The organism is Actinomadura latina NBRC 106108, from assembly GCF_001552195.1.
GTDB lineage: Bacteria > Actinomycetota > Actinomycetes > Streptosporangiales > Streptosporangiaceae > Spirillospora > Spirillospora latina.
On record NZ_BCQS01000003.1, the window covers coordinates 87,954 to 114,930 of the forward strand.

The following is a 26,977-nucleotide window of genomic DNA, read 5'->3' on the forward strand; positions in this document are numbered from 1 at the left end:
CAGGCTCAGCCCTCACAGCAGCCGGAGCGAGCCCCATGGCAGGCGACACCGTAATCACGATCGTCGGGAACCTCGTCGAGGACCCGAATCTGCGCTTCACCCCGAGCGGCCAGGCGGTCGCGTCCTTCCGCATCGCGTCGACCCCGCGGTTCTTCGACCGCCAGTCGAACGACTGGAAGGACGGCGAGGCCCTGTTCCTGACCTGCAACGTCTGGCGGCAGGCCGCCGAGAACGTCGCCGAGACCCTGCAGCGCGGCATGCGGGTCATCGTGCAGGGACGCCTCAAGCAGCGGTCGTACGAGACCCGCGAGGGTGAGAAGCGCACCGTCTTCGAGATCGAGGTCGACGAGGTCGGCCCGTCGCTGCGCAACGCCACCGCGAAGGTCAACAAGACCCAGCGGCAGGGCGGCGGCGGTGGCGGCTTCGGCGGCGGCGGCCAGGGCGGCGGCGGTTTCGGTGGGGGCGGCGGCGGCCAGGACGGCGGCTTCGGAGGCGGCGGCGGCCAGCAGGGCGGCGGCGGCTTCGGAGGCGGCCAGCAGGGCGGCGCCCCTGCCGACCCCTGGGCCACCGGCGGCGGCCAGGGCGGTGGCGGCGGATACTCCGACGACCCGCCGTTCTAGACCCGCCGCTCCGGCACGACCACGGCAACATCCAGTACACGTCCATTCCCGCGTGAGCGGGGCTCTCCCAAAGGAGCACCACGATGGCGAAGCCACCTCCCCGCAAGCCAAAGAAGAAGGTTTGCGTTTTCTGCCAGGAGAAGATCTCCTACGTCGACTACAAGGACACGGGCCTGCTGCGGAAGTTCATCTCCGACCGCGGCAAGATCCGTGCCCGGCGGGTGACCGGCAACTGCACCCAGCACCAGCGGGACGTCGCCACGGCGATCAAGAACGCCCGTGAGATGGCGCTGCTGCCGTACACCAGCACCGCGCGCTGAGGCAGGGGGTATAGACCATGAAGCTCATCCTGACCCAGCAGGTCTCCGGGCTCGGCGAGCCCGGTGACGTCATCGAGGTCCGCGACGGCTACGGCCGCAACTACCTCGTCCCCCGCGGGTTCGCGATCCAGTGGACCCGGGGCGCCGAGAAGCAGATCGACTCCATCAAGAAGGCGCGTTCGGCCCGCGAGATCGCGACCGTTGAGCACGCCAAGGAGGTCGCCGACCGGCTCGGCGGGCTGCGCGTCACGCTGCGCACCCGGACGGGCAGCAACGGCCGCCTGTTCGGCGCGGTGACCGCCGGCGACATCGCCGAGGCGGTCAAGGCCGCCGACGGCCCCGACCTGGACCGCCGCCGCATCGAGATCGGCAACCCGATCAAGACCGTCGGCACCCACCGAGTCAGCGTCCGCCTGCACAGCGACGTCAACGCCACGATCGACGTGAACGTCGTCGAGGCCTGACGCCTCCGCATCGGCCGAACGGCCCCCGAGCCCACCCGGGCCCGGGGGCCGTTCGCAATTACCGGCCACCCGTCCCCGCCCAGCGGGTTGCGGCTGGTCAGGGCGGCGTGGGACGCGTGGGGTGTGTTGGGGCGGCTATCGATCCTGCAATCTCTTTCACAAGGGGAGGGTGGCGGGCGTCCAAGAGAAGGGGGCGCACGTTGAGTTTCATGTGAAACGTCCCTGAACCGCCCTGTGTTTGGGTGATCAACAGACCGGCCATGACGTTCCGTGATCATTAGATCGCCGGAATGAGGGGGGACGGTGTTGATCGCGCATTCGGGGGACGGCGCGGACGGCCGGGGGCGTGGCGGCATGCCGGTGACGCGCCGGGCGGTCATCGGCGGCGTTGCCGGGGCCGGTCTGCTGGAGATGCTGTCCATGGCGTCACCCCGCCACAATGGGGCCATGGCGGAGGAGGCGGCTGAGGGCATCGCCGACCGTGCCCTGTTCACGGCGGAGGCCCCGCACGTCTACACGCGCGCGCAGTGGAGGGCGAGGCGGCCCAAGCGGCCGGCCAGGGTCCTCGACCGGGCACCGGACCACATCGTCGTGCATCACACCGCCACGGCGAACTCCGGCGACCGGTCGCTGGCGCACGCTTTCGGCCTGTCCCGGTACATCCAGAACTTCCACATGGACAAGAACGGCTGGGACGACACCGGCCAGCAGCTCACCATCAGCCGGGGCGGCATTGTGATGGAGGGACGCAACCGCAGCCTGAAGGCGATCCGGGCCGGGGACCTCGTGGTCGGTGCGCAGGTCCTGCACAACAACGACCACACGATCGGCATCGAGAACGAGGGGACGTACACGTCGCGGGCGGTTCCCGGCACGTTGTGGAAGTCGCTGCTGGAGGTGTGCGTGTGGCTGTGCCGGGAGTACGACCTCGATCCGTCCAGCGCCATCGTCGGGCATCGCGACTACAACAAGACGTCATGTCCGGGTGACCGGCTCTACGCGCGGTTGCCCGAGCTGCGCAGGGCGGTCGCCACCCGCCTGGAGGGCTCCCCGAGCTCGGACAACGCCACCACCGGCCCCGTTCTGCCGATCCTGCCGTCCCTCGACGACCTGACCTGAGCCTCGGGGTCGCCACCGGGACGATACGCACTCACGGGGGTCCCGCTGTCCGTACACCTTGCCCGTAGGTCCGGCTAGCTTTCGGGAGTCGTGTAGCGGGTGCGGCGGCGGGCGATCTCGGGGTCGATGCCCTCGATCAGGGACCAGATGCCCGCCACCCGTTCCACGAGGGTCTCCGGGGGCAGCCCGGCCAGGCCCTCGGCGGCCAGGTCGTCGATCGCCTGCGTCAGCCGGGCCATCCGCTCGCCGTGTGTGGAACACATGTTCGAATAGTAGCGGGTGGGACGTCCGTGGCGGGTGCGATTCGCCGAATCCGGTTAGCGGACGGCGCCGGTGACCAGCCAGCGGTCGCCGCGGGCGCGGAGTCCGAGGGTGGCCATGCGGGTCAGCATCCACAGGCCGATCGCGGTCCAGAGCCCGATGAGTCCGGCGTCCGCCCTGTACAGGACGATCGAGGCGGGCAGGAAGACGACCGTCGCGACCAGTGTCGTCACGGCGAGGTAGGCGCCGTCTCCGGCCCCGATCAGGATGCCGTCCAGGACGAACACCACGCCCGCGACGGGCTGCAGTACGGCGACCAGGAGCAGTGACGCGAGCAGCAGGTGCCGGACGTCACCGTCGGAGCTGAACAGGCCCGGCAGCCACGGGCGCACCACGAGGATGACCAGGCCGAACGCGACGCCGCAGCCGATGCCCCACCACACCATCCGGCGCGTGACGGCGCGCGTGCCCGCGACGTCGGACGCGCCCAGGTAGCGGCCGGTGATGGCCTGCCCGGCGATCGCGATGGCGTCGAGGGCGAACGCGAGCAGCGTCCACACCTGGAAACCGACCTGGTAGGCGGCTATCTCGGCGTCCCCCATCCGGGCGGCGATCGACGTTCCGACGATGAGGACGACGCGGAGCGCCGCCGTCCGCACCAGGAGGCCGAAGCCCGCCGTGGCGGACGTCCGCAACCCGTCCAAGTCGGGACGTGCCGGGGCGCCGTGGCGGCGCGCCGCACGGAGCACGACGGCCGCGTAGACGGCCGCGCTGCCCGTCTGGGCGAGGACGGTGCCCCAGGCCGAGCCCGCGATCCCCCACTCGAAGACGATCACGAACAGCACGTTGAGCAGCAGGTTCACGGAGAACCCGCCGATGGAGACGAGGAGGGGGGTGCGCGTGTCCTGCAGGCCGCGCAGGACGCCGGTTCCGGCGAGCACGAGCAGCATCGACGGGATGCCGAACAGGCTCACCCGGAGGTAGGTCTCGGCGTACGGGGTGACGACGGGGGACGCGCCGAACGCGTCCACGATCCATGGGACCAGCGGCCAGCCGACCGCGATCAGCACCGCTCCGATGGCGAGCGCGAGCCACATCCCGTCGATGCCCTGCCTGATCGCGGCCCGCATGTCGCCGGCGCCGATCTGCCGCGCGACCCCGGCGGTCGTCCCGTAGGCGAGGAAGACGCACAGGTAGACGAGCGTGCTCAGCGCCTGTCCGGCGACTCCGAGCCCGCCCAGCTGCGCGGTGCCGAGGTGTCCGATGATCGCCGAGTCGGACAGCAGGAAGAGGGGCTCGGCGACGAGCGCGCCGAAGGCCGGCACCGCCAGGCGCAGAATCTCGCGGTCATGCGAGGTCGCGCGCCGCCGGGAGGTCGTCACCGCGCCGAGGCTATCACCGCTGTAACTCTCTTCAGGACTTCAAGCCTTACAATGCCGCGCTCGGCCGACTTTCTTTCCCACACAGCCGGTGGATGGAGTTACCGCAGGTCACTGCGGTACCGCGAGCGTCGTCCACGGAGAATCCACAAAGTTGTCCACAGGTCGTGCACAACCAATACGGCGTGTCTGCACAGGCGCTCCACAGGTTCGTCCACAGGCGGCTTTGCTCATGGGCGCGCGGGCTCGCGAGAATGTCCGACGCGTCAGGTAGACGTGAGGACAGCGGTCGGCGATGGGGCGGGCGGGGCCGCCGGCGGCCGGAGATGAAGGGGGTGCGACGGTGAGCGTGGCCGATATCGGACCACAGGAGCACGAGTTCGAACGCACTCCACCGCACGACATCTCGGCGGAGCAGGGCGTGCTGGGCGGCATGCTGCTCTCCCAGGACGCCATCGCCGAGGTCGTCGAACTGCTGCGGACGCCCGACTTCTACCGCCCCGCGCACCAGATCATCTACGACGTCGTCCTCGACCTGTACGGCCGCGGCGACCCGGCCGACGCCGTCACCGTCGCCGGCGAGCTCACCAAGAACGGCGAGATCGCCCGCATCGGCGGCGCCCCCTACCTGCACACCCTGATCTCCCTGGTGCCCACGGCGGCCAACGCCGGCTACTACGCGAAGATCGTCCACGAACGCGCGATCCTGCGCCGGCTGGTCGAGACCGGCACCCGCATCGTCCAGATGGGGTACGCGGCCGACGGAGCCGACGCCGACGAGGTCCTCGACCGCGCCCAGGCGGAGGTCTTCGCCATCGCCGAGAAGCGCGCCGGCGAGGACTACATCGCGCTGTCCGAGATCATGCCGGGTGCCCTGGACGAGATCGAGGCCATCGGCAGCCGCGGCGGCCAGATGGTCGGCTGCCCCACCGGCTTCGCCGATCTCGACGCCCTCACCAACGGGCTGCACCCGGGCCAGATGGTGGTGATCGCTGCTCGCCCTGCCATGGGCAAAGCGCTCGACCTGGACACGCCGCTCCCGACTCCGACAGGTTGGACGACGATGGGCGAAGTGCAGGTGGGCGACCATCTGCTCGGCGCCGACGGCGAGCCGACCCGCGTCGTCGCCGCGACCGAGGTGATGTACGGCCGTCCCTGCTACGAGGTCGAGTTCTCGGACCGCGAGGTCATCATCGCCGACGCCGAGCACCAGTGGCGTACGACGACCCGGACGGGGGACTTCGAGGCGATCCTCGCCGCGGCGGTCTCCCGGAAGCGAGGCGGCCAGAGCGGACATTCCGGGGTCGCGTCGGTGGCGAATGGCTCCGGCTTCACTCATTTCTTCGGCACCACCGGGAGCGTCGGCCTCTGGCCGACCAAGGAGATCAGGGCCGTCCACGCGACGGCGGAGGGCAGCTCCCAGGGCGGGAAGCCGACGGGGTGCCGTCCACTGCGTGCCGGCAAGACGCACCGGCCTCACGGCTCATCCGGTCGCGCCAGATCGTCCCAGGATCATCGTCCGGTGATGCTGGACCGCGACGGCACCATGGCCGCCTCGCCGCAGGCCGGTCGATGGGCGTTCGGCGGCCGCGCCGGGATCCGGACGACCGAGGAGATCTTCGCGGCGTTCCGGCATGAGGCACGGACCGTCCACGCCGTGGACGTCGCCGCCGCTTTCGACCTTCCCGAGGCCGACCTGCCCATCGATCCCTACGTCCTCGGCGTGTGGCTCGGGGCCGGAGAGCCCGAGGACGACCGCATCACGTGCCTGGACGGTGAAGTCATCGCCCAGATCGAGGCGACCGGTCAGCAGGTCGCTGCCGAGCCGATTCCCGGCTGCTACCTTCTGCCCGGCGTGCGCCGCCACCTCGGCTCCCTCGGCCTGCCGTCCGGCAAGCACGTCCCGGCGGCATACCTGCGGGCGTCGGCGGCCCAGCGGCGGGCGCTGCTGGCCGGGCTGCTCGACGTCCGCGGGCACGTGTCGGCGGACGGGCGCGTCGACCTCGTGTTCTCCTCCGCGCGACTCGCCGAAGGGGTGCGCGAACTCGCCCTCAGCCTGGGGCATCGCGCCGAACTGACGACGGGCCCGGCAGGGGGGTCCACGGACGAGCCGGTGCACGAGATCGGCTTCACGCCGGTCGAGACGGTGTTCCGGTTGCCGCGTAAGGCGGCGCGGCAGCGCGAGAACGTCCATCCGAGGGAGCGGGTGCGCTTCATCGTTGACGTGCGGCCGGCCGAGAGCGTGCCGGTGCGGTGCGTCCAGGTCGACAACGCCGACCACATGTACCTGGCCGGACGTTCCTGCATCCCGACGCACAACTCGACGCTCGCGCTCGACTTCGCCCGCGCCGCGTCCATCAAACACGGTTTGACCTCGGCGTTCTTCAGCCTGGAGATGGGACGCAACGAGATCACCATGCGGTTGCTGTCCGCCGAGGCGCGGGTGGCGCTGCACGCGATGCGGTCCGGCACCATGCAGGACGAGGACTGGACGCGCCTCGCCCGCCGCATGAGCGAGGTCGCCGAGGCGCCGCTGTTCATCGACGATTCGCCCAATATGTCGATGATGGAGATCCGCGCGAAGTGCCGGCGGCTCAAGCAGCAGCACGACCTGCGCCTGGTCATCATCGACTACCTGCAGCTGATGAGCTCGGGCAAACGGGTGGAAAGCCGCCAGGTCGAGGTCTCGGAGTTCTCCCGCTCCCTGAAGCTCCTCGCCAAGGAACTGGGCGTCCCGGTCATCGCGCTGTCGCAGCTCAACCGAGGCCCCGAGCAGCGAACAGACAAGAAGCCCATGGTGTCCGACCTACGTGAATCGGGATGTGTCACTGGTTCAACTCGGATCATGCGGGCGGACACCAATGAACAGGTCACCATGGGCGAGCTCGTGGCGAGTGGCGCGAAGGACGTCCCCGTATGGGCGCTTGATGAGCGCCTGAAGTACGTGCCCCGAACCATGACCCACGCGTTTTCCAGTGGACGTCGAGAAGTCTTCCGCGTCACGCTGGCCTCCGGTAAGGAGGTCGAGGCCACCGCCAACCATCCCTTCCTCACTTATCACGGCTGGCAGCCGCTCGGCGAGCTCGCGCCTGGTTCGCGCGTCGCGGCCTCCAGGCATATGCCACCGCCGCTGGAGCCGACGGCCTGGCCCGAAGCGCGCGTGGTCATGCTGGCGCACCTCATCGGCGACGGATCATTCGTCAGGCGTCAACCGATCCGCTACGCCAGTAAGGACGAGGCGTGTCTTCAGGCCGTCACCGAAGCGGCCGAGCATTTCGGCATCACCGCCGTCCGGGACGGCTACGAGGCCGCGCGGGTGACCACGCTCCGGTTGCCGGCGCCGTACCGCTTGACTCACGGTCGCCGGAATCCGATCGCCGAGTGGCTTGACGAGCTCGGACTCTTCGGAAGGCGTTCGCATGAGAAGTTCGTCCCGGCGCCGGTCTTCAGCTTCTCCAAGGAGCAGGTGGCGCTTTTCCTCAAGCATCTCTGGGCCACGGACGGCTGCGTGCACTGGGATGCGAAGAACGGCCAATGCCGCGTCTACTACGCATCCACGAGCAGGCAACTTGTGGAGGACGTCTCCACCTTGCTGCTGCGATTCGGCATTCTCTCGCGCATCAAGAGCGTCACGAAAGGTTCCTACCGCCGCGGGTATCAGCTCCATCTCTTTGGCGCGGAGAACCAGCTCGCGTTCTTCGAGTCAGTCGGGGTCCATGGGGCGCGTGGTGTCATAGCCGCGTCCGCCACCGACCTGATCCGAGAAATTCGATCGAACGCCAATCGTGACGCCGTTCCCCGAGAAGTATGGGCCGATGTCCGGCGTATTCTCGCCGACCGTGGGATGACCCATAGGGAGAACTCCGCCGCAATCGGCACCCAGTTCTGTGGCAGTGCACTCTGGGAGCGTGCACCTAGCCGAAAGCGCCTTGGGCGCGTTGCGACCGTACTGGGCAGTGCCGAACTGGAACTGTTGTGCACCAATGACGTGTTCTGGGACGAAATAGTAGAGATCGAGAGCATCGGTGAACAGGACGTCTACGATGCCACGGTGCTCGGCCTTCATAATTTCGTGGCGAACGGAATTTCTCTCCATAACAGTATCGAGCAGGATGCGGACATGGTGATCCTGCTGCACCGCGAGGACGCCTACGAGAAGGAGTCGCCGCGCGCCGGCGAGGCCGACCTGATCGTCGCCAAGCACCGCAACGGCCCGACCGCCACCGTCACCGTCGCGTTCCAGGGGCACTACAGCCGCTTCGTCGACATGGCCCAGTAGCCGACCCGCCCGTAGCAGGATGGCGGGCCGGTGGGGGAGGTTAAGGGGTCGCGTGGCGGGTGGTGCGTTGGGTGAGGATGCTGAGGGCCTGTTCGGACCAGCGGAGGTTCTCGCGTTCGAAGGCCAGGCCGCGCATCAGGGTGAGGTAGGGGCCGATGCGGTCGGCGGTGGCGAGGTGCTCTTCCTCGGTGCGGCCGTCCAGGAGGCGGGCGCGGAGGCGCTCGAAGCGGGCGATCTTGGATTCGGCCCACGTCATGCGTTCGCGGATGGCGTTCATGACCGCCTGGGGGTCGCCGGCGTCCACCGCCTGCACCTGGACCATCAGTTCCTCGCGGATCGCTCCGGGGCGCGGCGGGGTGGCGGTGAAGTCGTGGAGGGCGCGGCGGCCGGCGCGCGTCAGGGAGAAGAGGCGCTTGTTGGGGCGGCGTTCCTGCTGGACGACGCGTGCCCGGATCAGGCCCTCGACCTCCATCTTGTCCAGTTCCCGGTAGAGCTGCTGCGGGGTGGCCATCCAGAAGTTGGCGACCCCGGCGTCGAAGCTCTTCGCCAGGTCGTATCCCGAGGCCTCGCCCTCCAGGAGCGTGGCCAGGACCGCGTTGCGCAACGACATGCCCCCGAGCATAGTCGCTTCGGCCATTAATCAACTTTGTGACCATCCCCATGCTGGGCTGTTCTGGACGAGGTGTCGCTGGCGCGATTAGTGTCATTCGCACCTAGTCAACTAGTTTCCTATCGGGGGGAGCTCCCATGCATCCGTTCCGGCGGGCCGTGGAGGCCGGCGACGTCGCGGCCCTGGAGGCGCTGTTCGCGGAGAACGCCGTGTTCACCAGCCCGGTGGCGTTCAAGCCGTACGAGGGGAAGGCCATCACCGCGGCGATCGTGCGGGGCGCGGCGCGGGTGTTCCAGGACATCCGCTACGTGCGGGAGATCACCGGCGCGGACGGCCGCGACCACGCGCTCATGTTCAAGGCGACGGTGAACGGGCTCCAGGTGCACGGATGCGACTTCCTGCACCTCGACGAGGACGGCCTGATCGACGACCTCACCGTCATGGTGCGCCCCCTCTCGGCCGCCAAGGCGCTGGCCGAGGCGATGGGCGCGCAGTTCGACCGGATCCAGGAGGAGGCGGCGGCGCAGGCGCCGGCGGCGGAGTAGCGGCGTTACCGGGCGGGGCGGTCGAAGATCAGTTCGCGGCCGTCCTCCTCGTCCCATCGCTCGCCGACGCGGGTGAAGCCCTGGCCCGCGATCGTGGCGAGGGACGCCTCGTTGTCGGGGCTGATCGTGGCGCGGACGGTCGTCACGGATGGTTCGGCGGCGGCGTACTCCATGAGGGAGATGAGCATCGCGCGGGCGTAGCCCTTGCGGCGGTGGGCCGGGTCGACGGAGTAGCCGACGGTGACCGTGCCGTTGTCGGGTGCCCCGTGGAATCCGGCATGGCCGACGACGTGGCCTTCGGGTTCCGCGACGGCGACCCGCACGAGCCAGGGGGCATGGGATGGATCACGGGCGAGCTGGGCCAGGCGGAACCGCCACAGCGACTTCGATTCGCCGGTTGTGAAGTAGCCGGTGAGGGGAACGCCGGTGATCGCGGCGGCACCCGCCAGGTCCTCGTTCAGTAGCGCGGTCATTGCGGCGGGCGGCAGTTCCACGAGCCGGACGGCAGGCGGCATAAGCGGCTCCTTCGGAAGAAAGAGCCGACTCTAGGGCCGGACGTTCCGCGGCTGCGACCGGTTATCGGGCGTGGTGGTCGGCGAGGCGGGTCAGCAGGGCGGTCAGCTGTTCGCGTTCGGCCGGTGCGAGCGGCGCGAGGAGTTCGTCCTGGATGCCGGCCAGGACCTCGTCCAGCTCCTGGAGGTGGCGGGTGCCGTCCGCGGTGAGCGTGATGATGTTGCGGCGCCGGTCGGACGGGTCGGGGGAGCGCTCGACCAGCCCCTTCGCGGCGAGTTCGTTGAGTGCGGCGACGACGTCGCTGCGGTCGATTCCGGTGGTGCGGCCGAGCGCGGCCTGGCTGGCCTGGCCGTACTCGTCGAGGGCGGCGAGCAGCCGGTAGTGGTATCCGCGGGCGCCCGCGGCCGCGAAGCCGGCGCCCACCAGGCGGTGGCTGTGCGCCGAGACGAGGTTGATCAGCCAGCTCGGGGCATGCCGGAGGCGCGCGGGCGTCCGGGCGTCGGCCGTCAACATGCCGTCCAGTCTAGAGGTTGTTGGCTCTGCCAACGATGAACTATTGTTGGTCGTACCAACGATAGGAGTGGTCATGGAGGACCGGCAGGAGCTGTCCACACTGGTCAGCCGCCTCGGACGGTGGCTCGACGACAAGAGTCCGGGCGACGGGCGCGCGCTGTTCACCGAGGACGCGGAGGCGCACACACCCGGCGGCGTCTCGAAGGGCGTCGACGCCCTCGTCGAGCAGGCGCGCCGCAACCACACGGTGCCGACCCAGCACTTCATCACCGACCCGCTCATCGACGTGGCCGGTGACAAGGCCGCGATCAGCGCGAACCTCCTCGTCGTGTTCGCGCACGAGGGCGGGCCGCGCCTGCTGGGCGAGCGCTACGAACTCGAGGCCGCCCGGACGGCGGGCGGCTGGCGCCTCTCGCGGGTCCGGGCCCGTCCGATCTGGGAGGTCGCGAACGCCTGAGATCACCCCTTTCCTGATGGATGTCACGCAGGCCGGCCTTGCCCAGCGTCCGCACCGCACGCGGTACGAGTTGCCCGGCGTCGGCTGGCGGGTGCGGGAGGCGCTCCTCTGAGCCGGACGGGCTGACGCTTCGGCGTGCGTGCGTTCTTCCGCGGCGTTAAGGGGAAGTGAGGTCGTCTGAGAGCGCGCGCAGGCGGGCTCGGGCTTCGGGGTCGTACGCCTGGTCGTCGGCGCGCGCTTCCCGGAGTCCGTCGAAGAAGCGGCCGGAGACGTCGTCCAATGCCGGATCGGTGACGAGGCGATGCGTCGCCTCCACGCCCTCTTCGAGCGTGCTGACCGGCGACGGGACCATCTTGGTCGGCATGAACGTGGCCGGGTGCAGGGCGTTCGCGGTGACGCCCGTCCCGGCCAGTTCGCCGGCGAGGTCGATCGTGAACAGGACCTGGGCGAGCTTGCTCTGGCAGTACGCGCCGAAACCGCGGTAGCGCCGCTTGAGCATCACGTCGCCGAAGTCGATCGCCTGCTGGCCGAGGCTGCTGACGTTGACGATCCGGGCCGGCGCCGATGAGATCAGGGTCGGCAGCAGCAACCGTGTCAGCAAATATCCGGACAGGTAGTTCACGGCGAACGTCAGCTCGTGGCCGTCCGCGCTCGGCTGCCACGACTCCGGTCCGGCGATGCCCGCGTTGTTGACCAGCACGTCCAGGCGCGGGTGGTCGGCGCGGACGGCCTCGGCGAGCGCGCGGGTCTCGGCCAGTGACGACAGGTCGGCCCGGTACCAGGACGACCTGCCGCCGATCTCCCGGAGGGTCGCCTTGCCGCGCTGGTCGTCCCGTCCGTGGACGAGCACGGTCGCGCCTTCGGCGGCCAACTGCGCGGCCAGGGCGCGACCGAGGCCGTCGGTCGAGCCCGTGATGAGAATGGTCTGCTGATCGATGGGACGCATGTTCTCCATGGTGCGCGGCGCGCGCGCACACTGACAGGGCTAGGGGCGGTCGAAGAAGTCCTGGACGAGATCCACGAACTCGTCCGTCCGTTCCATCATCACGACGTGCCCGCTGTCGAGTTCGACGTACTCGCTGCCGGGGATGCCCGCGGCGAACTCCCGGTGGTTCTGGACCGGGACCGTCCGGTCCTGCGTGCAGCCGACCACCAGCGTCGGCGCCTCGATCTTCGGGAGCAGCCCCCTGATGTCGAGCCCCGGGAGGAGGCCGAGCTGGCGCAGCCGGCCGTCCGTGGGGCGCATGAAGCCGTGGAGCTGCTCGACCATCTCGGGCCCGATCTTGTTCAGGAAAGGGGGACTGTAGGCGGCGAGGGTCCCGAGCCGTCCGAAACCCTCGGGACTGCCGGTGAGGCTGAGCCACGCACCGACCAGTTGCCGGACGTACTCGTCGCCGCCGTGCGCGAGGCCCGCGACCGGGATCAGGCGGCGGACGAGGTCGGGACGCAGCGCGGCCGCCGCGGCGGCCGTCGGCGCGCCCATCGAGAAGCCGACGAGGTCCGCCGGCGCGGCGCCGGTGTCCTCGATCACGGCGATGACCTGGGCGGCGAGCGCCTCGATGGTCAGCGGCGACCCGTCGTCCTCGGCGGCGTCGGAGCCGGCCAGGTCGGGCAGGACCACGGTGTGGCGGCCGGTGAACCGGTCGACGAGCGGGTCCCACATGCCCGAGCCGGGGCCCACGCCGTGGACGAGGACGAGGGCGGGCCCGGAGCCCTCCGTCCGGTAGGTGATACGTGCGTTTCCAACGGTCAGGTTCGTCATGCCCTCGACGCTGCCAGCGCGCGGCGGGGCTGAGGAGCGGACCGCTCTGGCTAGGACGAACGGTCCTAGCCTCAAGTGCGTCCCGAGCGCGGATCATTGAGGCATGGGCATGAACCGCCGCGACCTCGCCGACTTCCTCCGCCGCTCACGGGAGCGGCTGCGCCCGCAGGACGTCGGCCTGGCGGCGGGGCCGAGGCGGCGCACGCCGGGGCTGCGCCGCGAGGAGGTGTCGCAGCTCGCGGGCATGTCCGCCGACTACTACATGCGGCTCGAACAGGCCCGGAGTCCGCAGCCGTCCGCCCAGTTGCTGGGCGCGCTCGCCCGCGCGCTGCGGCTCACCGAGGACGAACGCGACCATTTGTACGTCCTCGCCGGGCACCGCCCGCCCGCCGGGCCCTTCGCCGGCGAGCACGTCCGGCCCGGCCTGCTCCACCTCCTGGACCGGCTGGACGAGACGCCCGCGCAGATCATCGGCGATCTCGGTGACCTGCTCGCGCAGAACGCCATGGCCGAATCCCTTTTCGGCTGCGTCTGCACTGTGGACGGGCCTGACCGCAACATCGTCTGGCGGTGGTTCACCGACCCGTTCGTCCGGCAGGCCTACCCGCCGGAGGAGCACGACCACTACAGCCGCATGCACGTCGCCGACCTGCGCGCCGCCGCCGCCCGCCGCGGCGACGACGAGCGGGCGCGGGCGCTCGTCCGGCGGCTCCGGGAGGCTTCCGATGAGTTCGCCCGGCTGTGGGAACTGCATGAGGTCGCCGTCCGCCGCACCGGCCGGATGAGGGTGCTGCACCCCGAGGTCGGGCCGATCGAGTTCGACGCGGAGGTCCTGCTCACCCCGGCCGAGGACCAGCGGCTCGTCGTGTTCACCCCGCCGCCCGGCACCGCGACGCCCGACGCCCTCGCCCTCCTCCGCGTCATCGGCCACGAAACCGCCCACCGCAGCCACACCTGACACGCAGGCGCCGTCATCACGACGAAATGCGGCGCAGCCGCCAGAGGGACGTGGTTTCCGCGGCGCGGGCCGCGTGGAGGGGGTCGTCGGGGTCGGCGGCGCGCGGGTGGGCGGGCTTCGTGTCGAGCCTGCCGGCAACCCGCAGGCCGGACGATTCGAACAGCGCGTGGAGTTCGTCGCGGGTGCGCAGGCCGAGGTGCTCGGCCAGGTCGGACAGGATCAGCCAGCCTTCGCCGTCCGGTTCCAGACGGTCGGCGAGGCCGGCGAGGAACCCGCGGAGCATCCGTCCGCCCGGGTCGTAGACGGCGCGTTCGAGGGGTGAGGTGGGCTTGGCGGGCACCCATGGCGGGTTGCACACGATGAGCCCGGCTCGTCCGTCCGGGAACAGGTCGGCTTGGACGATCTCGACCTCCACTTCGAGCCGCTCGAAGTTCTCCTTGGCGCAGGCAAGCGCGCGCGGGTCGAGGTCGGTGGCGACGACGCGTTCCACACCGCGACGGGCCAGAACCGCCGCGAGGACGCCCGTACCGGTTCCGATGTCGAACGCCGTCGCCGCCGGTGGAAGCGGCGCCTCACCGACCAGGTCCACGTACTCCCCTCTGACCGGCGAGAAGACTCCGTAATGGGGATGTATCCGGTCGCCGCCCAACGCGGGGATCGGGACGCCCTTCACACGCCATTCATACGCCCCGATCAACCCGAGCAACTCGCGCAATGAAGTGACGTAGGGCTGGTCGTCCGGCCCATAGGCCTCCGTACAGGCGTCCTGGACGGAAGGTGCGCGACGCAGCGGAATCACATGTCCCGGGTCGAACGGTATGAGCAGCATGCCCAGCGTCCGCGCGCGCTGGGCTCGTGCTTGACGGTGAAGGTGGAAAGCCTGCACCTGGGACGGCTCCGGCTGGGGTTTGCGGCGGCGCGGTGGGCGGTCGATTCGCCGTGCCATCGCCTGGAGGAGCTGCCGCGCGTTCTGGAAGTCGCCGCGCCACAGCAGCGCGGTGCCCTCGCAGGCCAGCCGGTAGGCGTCGTCGGCGCGGGTCTCGTCGTCCGCGACCACGATGCGCCGGGGCGGTGGGGCGCCGTTCTCCGACCGCCAGCGGACGCGATGGTCCCGGCCGTCCTCCCGCCAGGAGATCTCGTCCACAGCAGGTACGGTATCGGGGTGCGTCTACCTGGGCCATTGCATGCGCTGAACGAAGGACTCGCCTTCCTTCTGGAGGTCGCGGCCATCGTCGCTCTGGCGTGGTGGGGATTCACGACCGGCGGCAACGTGTTCCTCAACATCGTCCTGGGCGTCGGGACGCCGGTGGCCGCGATGGTCCTGTGGGGCCTGTTCGCCGCTCCACGGGCCCGATTCAAGGTCGCGCTGCCGCTCGTCCTCTCGGTGAAGGCCGTGGTGTTCGGCGCCGGCGGGCTGGCGTTCTATGGCGTGGGCCATGCAACGGTGGCGATCGTGTTCGCCGTGATAGTCGTCCTCAACACCACCCTGGCCACGCTGGACCGCGAAGCCCACTTTCACGCGGCGCGCTAGGCCAGGTCGGCGCTGGAAAGACAGGTGGACGTCTCCGCCAGTTTCCGTAGCGCCGCTTCCGAACGCGAGCCCGGTTCTGCCGCGTACAGCATCAGGCGACTCAGGTCGGGGTCGCCGGGCAGGTGCAGGGTCTCGAACGGCAGGACGAGCCGTCCCACGTCAGGGTGCTCGATGCGGGCCTCGCCGTGCGTCAGGTCCGATACGTGGTGCGCCGACCACATCCGGTGGAAATCCGGGCTCCGTTCCCGCAGGCACTCGATGATCGCGCGCAGCTCCGGGTCGTCCGGGTCCTGGCCGGACCGGAAGCGCAGGTAGGCGGCGTTGCGCCGGGCCACCGCCGCCCAGTTGCCGCCCAGCCGGGCCTTGTAGCCGGCGTTCAGATGGATCTGGTGCGACCAGGTCCGCTCCTCCGCCGGAACGTTCGCGAGGTCGACGAACACGGCGGCGGTGAGCCGGTTCCAGGCGACGACGTTCGTGTAGTGGCCGACGACGTACGCGGGCGCGTGCGTGATCGAGTCGAGCAGGTGCTGGAGCGGGGCCCGCAGGCGCGGCGGTTCGGCGCCGGGCGCGCGGCGCGGCGGATGCGCGAGACGGTGCAGGTGGGCGCGCTCGTCGCCGTCCAGCCGCAGCGCCCGCGAGACCGCGTCCAGGACCTCCGCGGACACGCCGCCGGCCGTCCCCTGCTCGAGCCGGATGTAGTAGGCGACGCTGACGCCGGCGAGCTGCGCCAGCTCCTCGCGCCGCAGCCCGGGGACGCGCCGCCGCGTCCCGTATGCGGGGACCCCGGCGTCCTCGGGCCGCAACCGTGCCCGCCGCGATTTCAGGAACTCGCCGAGCTCGGTGTTGCGCGCCATGCCGCCGAGGCTATCCGGCGGGTTCTCGGCGCTGAGCCTGCTACTCGCAGTGGTACGAACGAGCGGGGGCTGGGTAGGCGCGCGCTAGGCAGCGATGGTCTCTTGCATGACCGCACTCACCACCGGTGTCTCCGCCCCCACTGGGCGGATGTCGTCGCGGCACAAGCTGGTACTGACTCTGCTGCTCGGTGCGCAGTTCATGCTCGCCATCGACTTCTCCATCCTGAACGTCGCGCTCCCGGTCGTCGGCAGTGGACTGGGCTTCGGCCTGGACGACCTGCAATGGATCGCTACGGCGTTCGCTCTCCCCGCCGCCGGTTTCACGCTCCTGTTCGGTCGCGTAGCGGATCTGTTCGGACGGCGCCGGATGCTGCTCGCAGGCATGGCCCTCCTGGCCGGAGGCTCCCTGATCGGCGGGCTGGCCGTGTCACCGGGGATGCTGCTGTCCGGGCGGGTCCTGCAGGGGCTCGCCACGGCGATCGCCACCCCGGCGGCACTGTCGCTGCTCACCACGTCCTTCCCGGAGGGGCCGCTCAGGACGCGGGCGCTCGGGCTCAGCGGCGCGCTCATGTCGGCCGGGTTCACCGTCGGCGCGATCCTCGGCGGGGTGCTCACCGACCTGCTGAGCTGGCGCTGGGCCTTCCTGATCAACGTGCCGGTCGCGGTGCTGATCTTCGCGGTCACGCCCGGGGTGGTCGCGGAGAGCCGGGCACGGGACGGCGCGAAGCTGGACGTTCCGGGCGCGGTGGCCGTCACCGGCGGTCTCCTCGCCCTCGTGTACGGGATCACGACGGCCGGATCGCGAGGCTGGACCTCCACGCTCGCGATCGGCGCCCTCGCGGCCGCCGCCGTGCTGCTCGCCGTGTTCGTCCTGGTCGAGCGGCGCTCTCCGGCCCCGCTCGCACCGCTGCACGTCCTGACCCGCCGGACCGTCACCTGGGGCAACGTGGGTGGATTCATCGCCTTCGCCACCGAAACGTCGCTGGTGTTCCTGCTGACGCTCTATCTGCAGAAGGTCCTGGACTTCGCGCCGCTCGCCACCGGCCTGGCGCTGGGCGTCCTCGGCGCCGGGACGTTCGCCGGCGGTGTCGCCGCACCCCGGATCATCGGCCGGCTCGGCGGCCGGACGGCGCTCGTGGCCGGGCTCGTCCTGCAGGCCGCGGCGACCGCCGCGCTGCTCGGCCTCGGGGAGTCGCGCGGCGGGCTCGGGCTGCTGCTCACCGCCACCGCGATCGGGGGCTTCGGGAACCTTGTCGCGATCGTCGCTTTCATGGGGATCGCGACGTCCGGACTGCCGGACGGCGAGCAGGGCCTCGCGACCGGCCTCGCCACCATGACGCAGCAGGTCGCCATCACGCTCGGCATCCCCGTGATGAGCGCGGTGGCCACCGCGAACACGTCCGTCCTCGGCGGCGTCCACACCGCGATCGCGGTGAATGCCGCGATCGTTCTTGCCGGAGCGGCCATCGTCGGCGCCTTCCTGCGCCGCGCCTGAAGGGAGCACCATGGTTCTCGGACTCCGGGATCCACGGTGCTCCTCCCCCTGGCAAGTGGTGCCGGACGGCTCGGCGGCTCCGGCGGTTCGGCGGCTCCGGCACGCGAAGGGACGCCGGCTCAGCCGGGCACCTTGTCGAGGAAGCCGTGGACGCGCTCGAAGCGGCCGTCCTCGGTGAACACCGCCACGTCGAAGCCGACGACGAGCGCCTCCCCGCCCTCGGGGCCGATCTCGTAATTCCCGTCTGATCGGTGGGGTTCGTGCTCGTGGCCCTTACGCTGCCAACCCGGAGACGGAAGATCGATTACCTGGGACGTCATGCCGATCGGTCGAGCGCGACCGCAGGATCGCCGACGATGATGTCGCTTTCTCGCTAGTGAGGCCACGTCGCCATCGGTGATGCTGGGTGCATGCACGAGGACGTGGAGAGGTGCGTGCGGGCCGTCCAGTCGAAGGACGCCCGCTTCGACGGCTGGTTCTTCACCGGGGTGGTGACCACCGGGATCTACTGCCGTCCGAGCTGCCCGGTCGTCCCGCCCAAGCCCGCGAACATGCGCTTCTATCCCAGCGCCGCCGCGGCGCAGCAGGCCGGCTTCCGGGCCTGCAAGCGGTGCCGGCCTGACACGTCCCCCGGCTCACCCGAGTGGAACCACAGGGCGGACGTCGTCGCGCGGGCCATGCGCCTCATCGGCGACGGCGTCGTCGACCGCGAGGGCGTGCCCGGCCTCGCGGGACGGCTCGGCTACAGCACACGCCAGATCGAGCGCCAACTCAACGCTGAACTGGGAGCAGGCCCGCTCGCCCTGGCGCGAGCCCAGCGCGCTCAGACGGCACGGCTCCTCATCGAAACGACGCCCCTCTCGATGGGGGACGTCGCGTTCGCGGCGGGATTCGCCAGCATCCGGGCCTTCAACGACACCGTCCGCGAGGTTTTCGCGCTCACTCCCACCGGGTTGCGGGATCGTGTGGCCAAGGGGCATCCGCCGGCCGGCTCAGGGGCGCTCTCCCTGCGGCTGCCGTTCCGTGCGCCGCTCTGCCCGGACAACCTCTTCGGCCACCTCACGGCCACCGCCGTCCCAGGCGTCGAAGAATGGCGGGACGGTGCGTTCCGCCGCGCTATGCGCCTACCCCACGGACACGGCATCGCGACCCTCCGCCCCCAGCCCGACCACGTCGCCTGCACGCTCAGCCTCACCGATCTGCGCGACCTCACCATCGCGATCAGCCGCTGCCGCTGGATGCTCGACCTGGACGCCGACCCCGTCGCCGTGGACGACCTGCTCCGCACCGACTCCGCCCTCGCCCCACTGGTCGACAAGGCCCCGGGCCGACGCGTACCCCGCACCGTGGACGCTCCCGAGTTCGCCGTGCGGGCCGTCCTGGGACAGCAGGTGTCGACGGCCGCCGCCCGCACCCATGCGGGACGGCTGGTCACGGCCTATGGCGATCCCATAGACGACCCCAGTGGCGGACTGACGCACCTCTTCCCGACTCCGTCCGCACTGGACGGACTCGAGCCCGAGGCGCTCGCGTTCCCGAAGACCCGTCGGGCCACCCTCCTCGCCCTTGTCGACGCACTCGCGAACGGCCGCATCGACCTCGGCGTAGGGAGTGACTGGGAGGAGGCCCGCGCGCGCTTGTCCGAGCTACCCGGCTTCGGTCCGTGGACCATCGAGACCATCGCGATGCGCGCTCTCGGCGATCCGGACGCCTTCATCCCAGGCGACCTGGGGATCCGCGCCGCCGCCAAGTCCCTCGACCTGCCGGCCACCCCGGCCGCCCTGACCCGGCGTGCCGCCCGATGGCGTCCTTGGCGGGCCTATGCCGTCCAGTACCTGTGGGCCACGGGCGACCACCCCATCAACCTGCTTCCCGCACACTGAGGAACCTCATGCCTGCACACGTCGTCCTGGAGAGCCCCGTCGGCCCCCTCACCCTGGTGGCCACGGACGGAGCCCTGTCAGGGCTTTACATGGAGAAGCAGCGGCACCTTCCGTCCGAAGGGACCTTCGGGCCGCCGGCCGACCCGGACACCGAACCCTTCGCGACCGTCGCCGCGCAGCTCACCGCGTACTTCGCGGGCGAACTGACCGAGTTCGACGTACCGCTCGACCTCCGCGGAACGCCCTTCCAGCAGCGCGTCTGGGCGGCACTCCAGGAGATTCCCTACGGCGAGACGACCACCTACGGCGAACTCGCCACCGAGATCGGCAGCCCGTCCGCGTCCCGCGCGGTCGGCCTCGCCAACGGCCGCAACCCGGTCGGCGTCATCGTCCCCTGCCACCGCGTCGTCGGCTCCACCGGCTCCCTCACCGGCTACGGCGGCGGCCTCGACCGCAAGCGCTACCTCCTCGACTTCGAGCGCAAGACCCGCACACGGGACGACGAGGCGACCCTCTTCTGACCGACTCTGTCAGTGGCGGGGGCTAACGTGCTCGGCATAGACGTTCACCGTGGGAAGGCTGATCGAGGTGGAGTTCCGAGTCGACCGGCAGACGCTCGCCGACGCCGTCGCGTGGGCGGCGCGGACGCTGCCGACACGCCCCGCCCTGCCCGTCCTCGCGGGCATGCTCATCGAGGTCACCGACAAGGGCGAACTGACCCTGGCGGCGTTCGACTACGAGGTGTCCGCGCACGCCCGTGAGGACGCCACCGTCACCGAACCGGGCCGCGTCCTCGTCCCCGGACGGCTGCTGTCCGACATCGTCCGGAACCTCCCCCCGCATCCGGTGGAGGTCTTCACGAAGGGCTCGGAGGTGGTCGTCCGCTGCGGCCCGGCCGAGTTCGGCCTGCTGACGCTGCCCGTCGAGGACTACCCCACCCTGCCTGAGCCGCCCGCCCGCGCGGGCACCGTCCCCGGCGACGTGTTCGCCGCCGCGGTCGCCCAGGTCACCCCCGCCGCCGGACGCGACGACACTCTGCCCATGCTCACCGGCGTCCGCATCGACATCGAGGGCGACACGATGTGGCTCGCCTGCACCGACCGCTACCGCATCGCCGCCCGCGAGCTGACCTGGTCGCCCGACGACCCCGCCTTCACCGCCGGCGTCGTCGTCCCCGCCCGCACCCTGGCCGACACCGCCAAGGCGATCAAGCGGGGCGCGGACGTCGCCATCGACCTCGGCGGCACCGCCGACACCCTCATCGGCGTCTCCGGCGGCGGCCGCAGCATGACCAGCCGCCTCCTGGACGACCAGTACATCAACTACCGGTCCCGGCTCACCGGCACCTGGTCGTCCGTCGCCGAGATCCCCGTCGCCCCGTTCGTCGAGGCGATCAAACGCGCCGCCCTCGTCACCGAGCGCGGCACCCCCATCCGCCTCGCCTTCACCGCCGACGAGGTCCGCATCCGCGCCGCGACCGGCGACTCAGCCCGCGCCAACGAGGCGCTGGCCGCGACCCTCACCGGCGACGACATCGACATAGCCTTCGCACCCCAGTACCTGCTGGACGGCCTCGCCGGCATCGACACCGAATACGCCCGCCTCGAATGCGCGGGCCCCACGAAGGCCGCCCTCCTCACCGCCATCCCCGACAGGAAGGACGACGAGGAGGCCCCGCCCGAAACCGACACGGGCTACCGCTACCTGGCCATGCCGGTCCGCCTGACCTCCTGACCCGGCGGCGGCCCCGCGAGACGGCGCATCGCCCGCCGCGGTCCTTCGGCGTCGTGACCGGCGCGCTCCGCGCGGCCTCCGGTCGGCGGGGGTCAGAGGTCCAGGACGGCGAGGATGAACCGAACGTCGGCCTCACTCGCGTTCCCGTACGAGTGGGGGCGGTCGCCGACGAACACGGCCGCGGCGCCCTCCTCGACGAGGTCCGTCCGGCCGTCCACACCGAGGGTCAGCGTGCCCTCCTGGACGAACACGATCTCCTTGGTGCCCGGCACGTGCGCGTCGCTCTCCCGCGTCTCACCGGGCCGGAGCACCCAGTCCCACAGTTCCAGCGACGGCCTGGGATCGCTCCCCGCCAGCAGTGTCCCCGTCCCGCCGTGCTCGCCCTCCCAGAGGACGACGTGCCGCTCGGGCCGGAACATCCGCACCGGCGGCTCCTCCTCCACCTGAACCAGCCGCGTCAGCGGCACGCCGAGCGCGTCCGAGATGCGGATGAGCGTCCCCAGGTTCGGGTTGCCGCGCCCCTGCTCCAGCCCGACCAGCACGCCCTTGCTGACCCCGGCCCGCCCGGCGAGCTCGTCCAGGCTCCACCCGTGCCCGGCCCGCAGCGCCCGCACGGTCCGCGCCACGGCCTCCCCGATCGCCTCCCGCCCGCTCAATCGCCCTCCAGCGCTAGTCGGCGTTGCCACCAGACATACCGGACGCCCTCCGCCAGTGGCAGCGCGCGCCCCGCCCAACCCACACCGATCAGTCTCCCGCAGTCCCAAGCCGACCCCCCCACACTCGGTCGTTCAGTCATCGGTGGGTGCTAGCGGTGGTCGGGGATGCTCTGCCGGATCGTTGCCGGAGGGCTGACCGCTGGATGGCGCGGTTGCTGGGGCACGGAGGTCGTCGGTCGGTATAGTGATATGGCAATGTCATTAAAGTGACCGACGGAGGGGTTGGGATGCTGGAGCGGGTTGGCGTGGACGAGGCCGTCCTGGAGCTGCGGCCGGACTTCGCCGTGCTCGTCATGACCGCCGAAGGGCTGGCGAACGGGGCGAGCGACCAGGTGTCGGAGGGGTGGCTGGCCGAGGCCGCCGGGAAGGCGGACGCCGGGAACCCGCATGTGGAGGCGTGGCGCGAGGCGTACCGGGCGTTCGGAGCCAAGCCGCAGCGGACGCGGCCGTCGGTGGACGCCCTGCTCCGACGCGCCGACGCGCTCCCGTCCATCAACAGGGTCGTGGACGCCTACAACGCGGTGAGCGTCGAGTACGCGCTGCCGATCGGCGGTGAGGACCTCGACGCCTATCAGGGGCCCGCGCGGCTGGTCAGGGCCACGGGGGACGAGCCGTTCGACGTGGTCGCGGGGGGCCAGCCCGCCGTGGAGCACCCCAACGTGGGCGAGGTCGTCTGGCGGGACGACGCGGGCGTGACGTGCCGGCGCTGGAACTGGCGGCAGTGCGTCCGGACCAGGCTCACGGAGGACACGAAGAACGCCTTGTTCCTCCTCGAACGCCTGGAGCCGTACCCGATCGAGCGGCTGGCCGAGGCCGGCGACCGGCTGGCGGAGCGCCTCCGCGTCATCACGCCGGACGTGCGGATCGAAAGCCGGCTCATCGGCGGGCGGTGATGGTCACCGTCCTCGCGCTGAGCGCCGCGCTGGCGTACGGGGTCGCCGACTTCCTCGGCGGCACGGTGACCCGCAGATCGACCGCGATCCGGGCACTGACCTGGTGCGTTCCGATCGGCCTCGCGGTGGTCCTGGTGGCCGCGCTGCTCAGCGGCGGCAGCCCCGGCCTCGGGTCGATGGCCTGGGGTTTCGTCGCCGGGATCGCCGGCGGCGCCGGACTGATCACGTTCTACCGGGCGCTGGCGCGCGGCCCGATGAGCGTGGTGGCACCGGTGTCCGCGCTGGCCGCCGCGGTTCTCCCGGTCGCCGTGGGCATCGCGGAAGGCGAGCGCCTCGACGCGTCCGTCCTGCTCGGGGTCCTGCTGTGCCTCGTGGCGATCGGCCTGGTCAGCATGGAGGCGAACGACCCCGCGAGAACCGCGGCGCCACGTGCGGACGGGTGGCGGCGGCTCCTCGACTCGGGCCCGGTCATGGCCGGCGTATCCGGTATTTGCTTCGGTGTCTTCTTCGTCCTCCTCAAGGAGGCCGGAGACGGCAGCGGCCTCTGGCCCATCGTCGGCGCACGCCTGGGCAACGCGGTCGTCGTCATCGTCGCGCTGCTGCTCCTGGCGTTCCGCGGCGGCGACAAGGGCCCGCGAGTATCCGGGCGGACGATGATCGGGCTGGCGCTACTGTCCGGCAGCCTGGACGCGGGCGCGAACGTCCTGTACTTCCTCGCGGTCCACGACGGCATGCTCAGCCTGGCCGCCGTCCTCACGTCCCTCTATCCGGCCATCACGGTGATGCTCGCAAGGGTCGCCTACAGCGAGCGCCTGCGCGCCGTCCAGCGCGTGGGCCTGGCCGTCGCCGTCGCCGGCGTGGCCCTCGTCACGGTCGGCTGAGGAGCCTTCGCCCGCCGCATTTCGAGCCAGGGCGACCAATGGCCACCTGTACAACAACATGACCAATGACATCCAACGCGTCAGGGGCGGCACCCGGGAAGGTGCCGCCCCTGACGTCGACTGCTCAGTGTGGCGGTGGTGGTGGGATTCGAACCCACGGAAGCTTGCACTTCACACGCTTTCGAGGCGTGCGCCCTCGTCCACTAGGCGACACCACCGCGGGAGAGCCTACCCGACTCGGCGGCGTGTGAAGAACTCGATAAGCGGTGCGGCGCACTCGTCGGCCATCACCTCGGCGATCACTTCGGGCCGGTGGTTGAGCCGGCGGTCGCGGACGACGTCCCACAGCGATCCGACCGCGCCGGCCTTCGGGTCGACGGCGCCGTAGACGACGCGGTCCAGGCGGGCCTGGACGGACGCGCCCGCGCACATCGTGCAGGGCTCCAGCGTGACGACCAGCGTGCAGCCCGACAGCCGCCACGTCCCGAGGGACGCCGCCGCGGCACGCATCGCGACGATCTCGGCGTGCCCGGTCGGGTCCGCGGAATGCTCCCGGTCGTTGCGGCCCGTCCCGATGACCTTGCCGGACGCGTCCAGAACCACCGCTCCGACCGGGATCTCGCCGTCGTCGAACGCCTTCCGCGCCTCTTCCAGCGCCAGCCGCATCGCCGGCACGAACCCCGCGATGACGGGGTCGCCCCCGCCCGCCCGCTCGGCCTGCTCGCTCGCGCCGGGGGCGCGGGGTGGCGGGTCAGTCACGGAGGCGGTCGAACTCTTCGCCGAAGCCGGCGTGCTCGGCGACGGTGAGGAGCGCGTCGCCGGGGAGGGCGCGCTCGCCGAGGTCGGTGAGCCGCTTGGCGTCGAGCCCGAGGTCTTCGAGGAGGGCCGGGTCGCCGGCGGAGTCGCCGTCCGGGACCTCGCCGACGAGCTGCTGGAACAGCGCGCCGAGCCCGTCCTCGCGGACGGTGGAGATGAAGGCGCGCGGCTCGTTCTCCCCGTCCAGCCGGACGACGGCGAACCAGTCGTCGTCCTGCTCGATCATCAGCAGCACCGGGTCGCCGTAGGACTCGACGGCGGCCTCCCGCATCAGGTCGGCGACGTCGTCGACGTGGTCCGCCTCGGCGAGCACGGCCTCGGTGCCGACCCAGCCCTGCGGGGTCTGGGCGAACACGGCGGCGAAGTAGGACACGTGCTCATTGTGACCCACGGGGTTGCCCCGGTCACACCCCTTGTGCGGGGCGGAATCCGGCATCGCCTGCCCGGCGCCGGTTGTGAATAAACTTCGGGTTTTGTCCGGTGGCGGACGGCCGCCGTCCTTCCCCTCGTGTCGCAGAAGTCCGCATACTGCACAGCGGCCCCGATCCGGAGGAGAGCCATGAGCGCGGACGAACTCACCAGGCGCGGGTTTCTGGCGGGGACGGCGGGCGCCGCGGCGATCCTCGCGACGAGCGCGGCCGGCGGGTCGTCCACCGAGGCGCACGCGGCCCGGCTCGCGGCGGCGAAGCGCGCGCCCGTCGCCGAACTCCCGGACCCGGAGGAGTCGGGCATCGACCACATCGTGGTCGTGATGATGGAGAACCGGTCCTTCGACCACTACATGGGCTGGCTCCCGGGCGCGGACGGACGCCAGGCCGGCCTCACCTTCACCGACGCCGAGGGCAACCCGCAGGACACCCACCATCTGAAGGTGCCGTGGGGCTGCGGCTTCCAGGACCCCGACCACTCGTACGCGGGCGGACGCATCGAGTACAACGACGGCGCATGCGACGGATGGCTGCGCGCCGGCGGCAACGACGTCTTCTCCATCGGCTACTACGAGGGCCCCGACCTGGGCTTTCACGGCCACGCAGCCCTCGACTGGACGGTCTGCGACCGCTACTTCCCGGCCGTCATGTCGTCCACGTTCCCCAACCGGATCTTCCAGCACGCGGCGCAGACCGACCGGATCTCCAACACGCTGACGATCTCCGAGACCCCCACCGTCTGGGACCGGCTGAAGGCCGCGGGCGTCTCCTGCCGCTACTACTTCAGCGACGTCCCGTTCACGGCGCTCTGGGGACTCCGGCACCTCGACATCAGCCGGAACATCGCGGAGTTCCGCAGCGACGCCCGGCACGGCCGGCTGCCCGCCGTCAGCTTCGTCGAGCCCGCCTTCCTGGGCGAGCTCTTCCTGCCGGGCATGTCCGAGGACGAGCATCCGCTCGCCGACATCCGCTTCGGGCAGGCGTTCCTGAACGAGGTCTACACGGCGGTCGTCAGCTCACCGAACTGGCCGCGCACCCTGTTCGTGATCAACTACGACGAGTGGGGCGGGTTCTTCGACCACGTACCGCCGCCCGCCGGCCCGGACCCGCGTCCCGACCTCGGCACCGGGCTGCGCGGCTTCCGCGTCCCCTGCCTGCTGATCTCCCCGCGGGCGCGGCGCGGCGCCGTCGCGCACGAGGTGTACGACCACACGTCCGTGCTGAAGGCGATCGAGTGGCGGTGGGGCCTGGAGCCGCTGACGGTCCGGGACGCCGCCGCCCGCAACATCGCCGAGGTCCTCGACTTCGACTCGCCGCCCGACCCGCGCGCACCCCGCTACGGCGCGAAACGCCCGATCAGCCTCGGCTGCCTGGACCCGGCCCACAGCCACACCGGCGACGACTGGGCCGGCCTCAACGCCTATGCCCGCACCCACGGCTTCCCGAGTTAGGGGACGGTGTCGAGGGCGCGTTCGAAGGCGTGGGCGACGCCGATGCGGCCGGCGATGCTGAGGAGCATCTCGTCCGGGTAGAGCTCGAGGTCGCCGGAGATCGCGCCGAGCTCCATCTCGTCCAGCCCCAGGTCGGCGAAGATCGACATGTCGCCGACGGGGAGGACCTGGTCGAGTTCCTCGTCGTCCGGGATCGGGATGTCCAGGTACTCCAGGACCTGGACGGCCAGCGGCCAGTCGACCGACGCCGTGACGTCCGACAGGAACACCATGACGTCGTCGCCGAGCAGCCGGATGGCGACGAAGAAGTCGTCGCCGACCGAGACCAGCCCGATCGTGCCGCCGAGGCTGGGCTGCTGGCGCAGGGCATGGATCAGCCCCGCGAGGTCCTCGGTCAGCGCGACCGGGAGGATCTCGGCCTCCCAGCCCTCGTCTTCCCGATACACCACAACGGCGAAGTCCGTCGCGTCCACATCCGTCATTTCCACCCCACCG

At 70.9% G+C, this 26,977-nt stretch carries 30 protein-coding genes and 1 tRNA gene; 16 read left to right on the forward strand and 15 right to left on the reverse strand.

Annotated features, from left to right (window positions below):
- Positions 1–35 precede the first annotated feature (35 nt).
- The 4 genes from AL2_RS01100 to AL2_RS01115 all read left to right on the forward strand — a co-directional run bounded on the left by AL2_RS01100 (position 36) and on the right by AL2_RS01115 (position 2,523).
- Positions 36–620 carry a single-stranded DNA-binding protein gene (locus AL2_RS01100; protein ID WP_067628216.1) on the forward strand — a complete coding sequence of 195 codons (585 nt, stop codon included), beginning with the start codon at positions 36–38 and terminating at the stop codon, positions 618–620.
- An 83-nt stretch (positions 621–703) separates the two neighbouring features.
- Positions 704–940: a 30S ribosomal protein S18 gene (gene rpsR, locus AL2_RS01105; RefSeq protein WP_019631633.1), complete on the forward strand. Its 237-nt coding sequence runs from the start codon at positions 704–706 to the stop codon at positions 938–940.
- Positions 941–957: 17 nt separating this feature from the next.
- Positions 958–1,404 (forward strand): 50S ribosomal protein L9, encoded by a 447-nt coding sequence (rplI, locus tag AL2_RS01110; protein ID WP_067628219.1) that lies wholly within the window; start codon positions 958–960, stop codon positions 1,402–1,404.
- 303 nt (positions 1,405–1,707) lie between these two features.
- Positions 1,708–2,523 (forward strand): peptidoglycan recognition protein family protein, encoded by an 816-nt coding sequence (locus AL2_RS01115; protein ID WP_376741302.1) that lies wholly within the window; start codon positions 1,708–1,710, stop codon positions 2,521–2,523.
- Positions 2,524–2,597: 74 nt separating this feature from the next.
- On the opposite strand, the gene AL2_RS01120 is transcribed toward AL2_RS01115, so the two are convergent.
- Together AL2_RS01120 and AL2_RS01125 are read right to left on the reverse strand one after the other, a co-directional pair.
- On the reverse strand, positions 2,598–2,786 hold the full coding sequence (locus AL2_RS01120; protein WP_067628226.1) for a hypothetical protein: 189 nt from the start codon (positions 2,784–2,786) through the stop codon (positions 2,598–2,600).
- A 54-nt stretch (positions 2,787–2,840) separates the two neighbouring features.
- Entirely contained in the window at positions 2,841–4,166 is a 1,326-nt protein-coding gene (locus tag AL2_RS01125) for an MATE family efflux transporter (RefSeq protein WP_067628229.1), read from the reverse strand.
- 340 nt (positions 4,167–4,506) lie between these two features.
- Between AL2_RS01125 and AL2_RS01130 the strand changes: the two genes are divergently transcribed.
- On the forward strand, positions 4,507–8,442 hold the full coding sequence (locus tag AL2_RS01130; protein WP_067628232.1) for a replicative DNA helicase: 3,936 nt from the start codon (positions 4,507–4,509) through the stop codon (positions 8,440–8,442).
- 40 nt (positions 8,443–8,482) lie between these two features.
- Here AL2_RS01130 and AL2_RS01135 read toward each other — a convergent pair whose 3' ends face one another.
- Entirely contained in the window at positions 8,483–9,052 is a 570-nt protein-coding gene (locus tag AL2_RS01135; protein WP_067630002.1) for a PadR family transcriptional regulator, read from the reverse strand.
- A gap of 137 nt (positions 9,053–9,189) precedes the next feature.
- On the opposite strand from AL2_RS01135, the gene AL2_RS01140 reads away from it, so the two are divergent.
- A complete protein-coding gene (locus AL2_RS01140) occupies positions 9,190–9,597 on the forward strand; it encodes a nuclear transport factor 2 family protein (RefSeq protein ID WP_067628235.1) in 408 nt (135 codons plus the stop codon).
- 5 nt (positions 9,598–9,602) lie between these two features.
- Here the strand turns inward: AL2_RS01140 and AL2_RS01145 are convergent, their stop codons facing one another.
- Together AL2_RS01145 and AL2_RS01150 are read right to left on the reverse strand one after the other, a co-directional pair.
- Positions 9,603–10,112 (reverse strand): GNAT family N-acetyltransferase, encoded by a 510-nt coding sequence (locus AL2_RS01145; protein ID WP_067628238.1) that lies wholly within the window; start codon positions 10,110–10,112, stop codon positions 9,603–9,605.
- A 61-nt stretch (positions 10,113–10,173) separates the two neighbouring features.
- On the reverse strand, positions 10,174–10,623 hold the full coding sequence (locus AL2_RS01150) for a MarR family winged helix-turn-helix transcriptional regulator (protein WP_067628241.1): 450 nt from the start codon (positions 10,621–10,623) through the stop codon (positions 10,174–10,176).
- A gap of 73 nt (positions 10,624–10,696) precedes the next feature.
- Between AL2_RS01150 and AL2_RS01155 the strand changes: the two genes are divergently transcribed.
- Entirely contained in the window at positions 10,697–11,080 is a 384-nt protein-coding gene (locus AL2_RS01155) for a nuclear transport factor 2 family protein (RefSeq protein ID WP_067630004.1), read from the forward strand.
- Between the two features lie 157 nt (positions 11,081–11,237).
- Here AL2_RS01155 and AL2_RS01160 read toward each other — a convergent pair whose 3' ends face one another.
- Positions 11,238–12,026 carry an SDR family NAD(P)-dependent oxidoreductase gene (locus tag AL2_RS01160; RefSeq protein WP_067628243.1) on the reverse strand — a complete coding sequence of 263 codons (789 nt, stop codon included), beginning with the start codon at positions 12,024–12,026 and terminating at the stop codon, positions 11,238–11,240.
- Positions 12,027–12,065: 39 nt separating this feature from the next.
- Positions 12,066–12,842 carry an alpha/beta fold hydrolase gene (locus tag AL2_RS01165; protein ID WP_067628246.1) on the reverse strand — a complete coding sequence of 259 codons (777 nt, stop codon included), beginning with the start codon at positions 12,840–12,842 and terminating at the stop codon, positions 12,066–12,068.
- A 103-nt stretch (positions 12,843–12,945) separates the two neighbouring features.
- Here AL2_RS01165 and AL2_RS01170 point away from each other — a divergent pair, with 103 nt between their 5' ends.
- Complete coding sequence (locus tag AL2_RS01170) at positions 12,946–13,800, forward strand: helix-turn-helix transcriptional regulator (protein WP_067628256.1); 855 nt, start codon at positions 12,946–12,948, stop codon at positions 13,798–13,800.
- Positions 13,801–13,816: 16 nt separating this feature from the next.
- Here the strand turns inward: AL2_RS01170 and AL2_RS01175 are convergent, their stop codons facing one another.
- Positions 13,817–14,944 (reverse strand): methyltransferase, encoded by a 1,128-nt coding sequence (locus AL2_RS01175; protein ID WP_067628258.1) that lies wholly within the window; start codon positions 14,942–14,944, stop codon positions 13,817–13,819.
- An 18-nt stretch (positions 14,945–14,962) separates the two neighbouring features.
- Between AL2_RS01175 and AL2_RS01180 the strand changes: the two genes are divergently transcribed.
- A complete protein-coding gene (locus AL2_RS01180; protein WP_067628261.1) occupies positions 14,963–15,331 on the forward strand; it encodes a YrdB family protein in 369 nt (122 codons plus the stop codon).
- Here the strand turns inward: AL2_RS01180 and AL2_RS01185 are convergent.
- On the reverse strand, positions 15,328–16,185 hold the full coding sequence (locus AL2_RS01185) for a helix-turn-helix transcriptional regulator (RefSeq protein ID WP_067628264.1): 858 nt from the start codon (positions 16,183–16,185) through the stop codon (positions 15,328–15,330). The genes AL2_RS01180 and AL2_RS01185 overlap by 4 nt on opposite strands.
- A gap of 106 nt (positions 16,186–16,291) precedes the next feature.
- On the opposite strand from AL2_RS01185, the gene AL2_RS01190 reads away from it, so the two are divergent.
- Complete coding sequence (locus AL2_RS01190) at positions 16,292–17,680, forward strand: MFS transporter (protein WP_067628267.1); 1,389 nt, start codon at positions 16,292–16,294, stop codon at positions 17,678–17,680.
- Positions 17,681–17,799: 119 nt separating this feature from the next.
- Here AL2_RS01190 and AL2_RS38410 read toward each other — a convergent pair whose 3' ends face one another.
- On the reverse strand, positions 17,800–18,000 hold the full coding sequence (locus AL2_RS38410; protein WP_067628270.1) for a hypothetical protein: 201 nt from the start codon (positions 17,998–18,000) through the stop codon (positions 17,800–17,802).
- 90 nt (positions 18,001–18,090) lie between these two features.
- Here AL2_RS38410 and AL2_RS01200 point away from each other — a divergent pair, with 90 nt between their 5' ends.
- From AL2_RS01200 to dnaN, 3 genes are all read left to right on the forward strand, one after another.
- On the forward strand, positions 18,091–19,563 hold the full coding sequence (locus AL2_RS01200; RefSeq protein WP_067628273.1) for an AlkA N-terminal domain-containing protein: 1,473 nt from the start codon (positions 18,091–18,093) through the stop codon (positions 19,561–19,563).
- Positions 19,564–19,571: 8 nt separating this feature from the next.
- Positions 19,572–20,084, forward strand: coding sequence for a methylated-DNA--[protein]-cysteine S-methyltransferase (locus AL2_RS01205; protein WP_067628276.1), 513 nt, complete (start codon positions 19,572–19,574; stop codon positions 20,082–20,084).
- Between the two features lie 67 nt (positions 20,085–20,151).
- A complete protein-coding gene (gene dnaN, locus AL2_RS01210) occupies positions 20,152–21,297 on the forward strand; it encodes a DNA polymerase III subunit beta (protein ID WP_067630007.1) in 1,146 nt (381 codons plus the stop codon).
- Between the two features lie 92 nt (positions 21,298–21,389).
- On the opposite strand, the gene AL2_RS01215 is transcribed toward dnaN, so the two are convergent.
- Entirely contained in the window at positions 21,390–21,953 is a 564-nt protein-coding gene (locus AL2_RS01215) for a helix-turn-helix domain-containing protein (RefSeq protein ID WP_067628278.1), read from the reverse strand.
- Positions 21,954–22,240: 287 nt separating this feature from the next.
- Here AL2_RS01215 and AL2_RS01220 point away from each other — a divergent pair, with 287 nt between their 5' ends.
- Both AL2_RS01220 and AL2_RS01225 read left to right on the forward strand, forming a co-directional pair.
- Complete coding sequence (locus AL2_RS01220; RefSeq protein ID WP_067628280.1) at positions 22,241–22,906, forward strand: B3/B4 domain-containing protein; 666 nt, start codon at positions 22,241–22,243, stop codon at positions 22,904–22,906.
- A complete protein-coding gene (locus AL2_RS01225; RefSeq protein ID WP_067628282.1) occupies positions 22,906–23,787 on the forward strand; it encodes an EamA family transporter in 882 nt (293 codons plus the stop codon). The genes AL2_RS01220 and AL2_RS01225 overlap by 1 nt, the downstream gene beginning before the upstream one ends.
- Before the next feature lie 130 nt (positions 23,788–23,917).
- On the opposite strand, the gene AL2_RS01230 is transcribed toward AL2_RS01225, so the two are convergent.
- The 3 genes from AL2_RS01230 to AL2_RS01240 form a co-directional block, all read right to left on the reverse strand.
- Positions 23,918–24,005 (reverse strand) — tRNA-Ser (locus AL2_RS01230).
- Between the two features lie 10 nt (positions 24,006–24,015).
- A complete protein-coding gene (gene tadA, locus AL2_RS01235) occupies positions 24,016–24,453 on the reverse strand; it encodes a tRNA adenosine(34) deaminase TadA (RefSeq protein WP_067630009.1) in 438 nt (145 codons plus the stop codon).
- Between the two features lie 85 nt (positions 24,454–24,538).
- A complete protein-coding gene (locus AL2_RS01240; RefSeq protein ID WP_067628284.1) occupies positions 24,539–24,976 on the reverse strand; it encodes a tRNA adenosine deaminase-associated protein in 438 nt (145 codons plus the stop codon).
- Positions 24,977–25,162: 186 nt separating this feature from the next.
- Between AL2_RS01240 and AL2_RS01245 the strand changes: the two genes are divergently transcribed.
- Positions 25,163–26,482 (forward strand): alkaline phosphatase family protein, encoded by a 1,320-nt coding sequence (locus tag AL2_RS01245; protein ID WP_067628288.1) that lies wholly within the window; start codon positions 25,163–25,165, stop codon positions 26,480–26,482.
- On the opposite strand, the gene AL2_RS01250 is transcribed toward AL2_RS01245, so the two are convergent.
- Positions 26,479–26,964 carry a tRNA adenosine deaminase-associated protein gene (locus tag AL2_RS01250; RefSeq protein WP_067628291.1) on the reverse strand — a complete coding sequence of 162 codons (486 nt, stop codon included), beginning with the start codon at positions 26,962–26,964 and terminating at the stop codon, positions 26,479–26,481. The two genes, AL2_RS01245 and AL2_RS01250, sit on opposite strands and share 4 nt — an antisense overlap.
- Between the last annotated feature and the right edge of the window lie 13 nt (positions 26,965–26,977).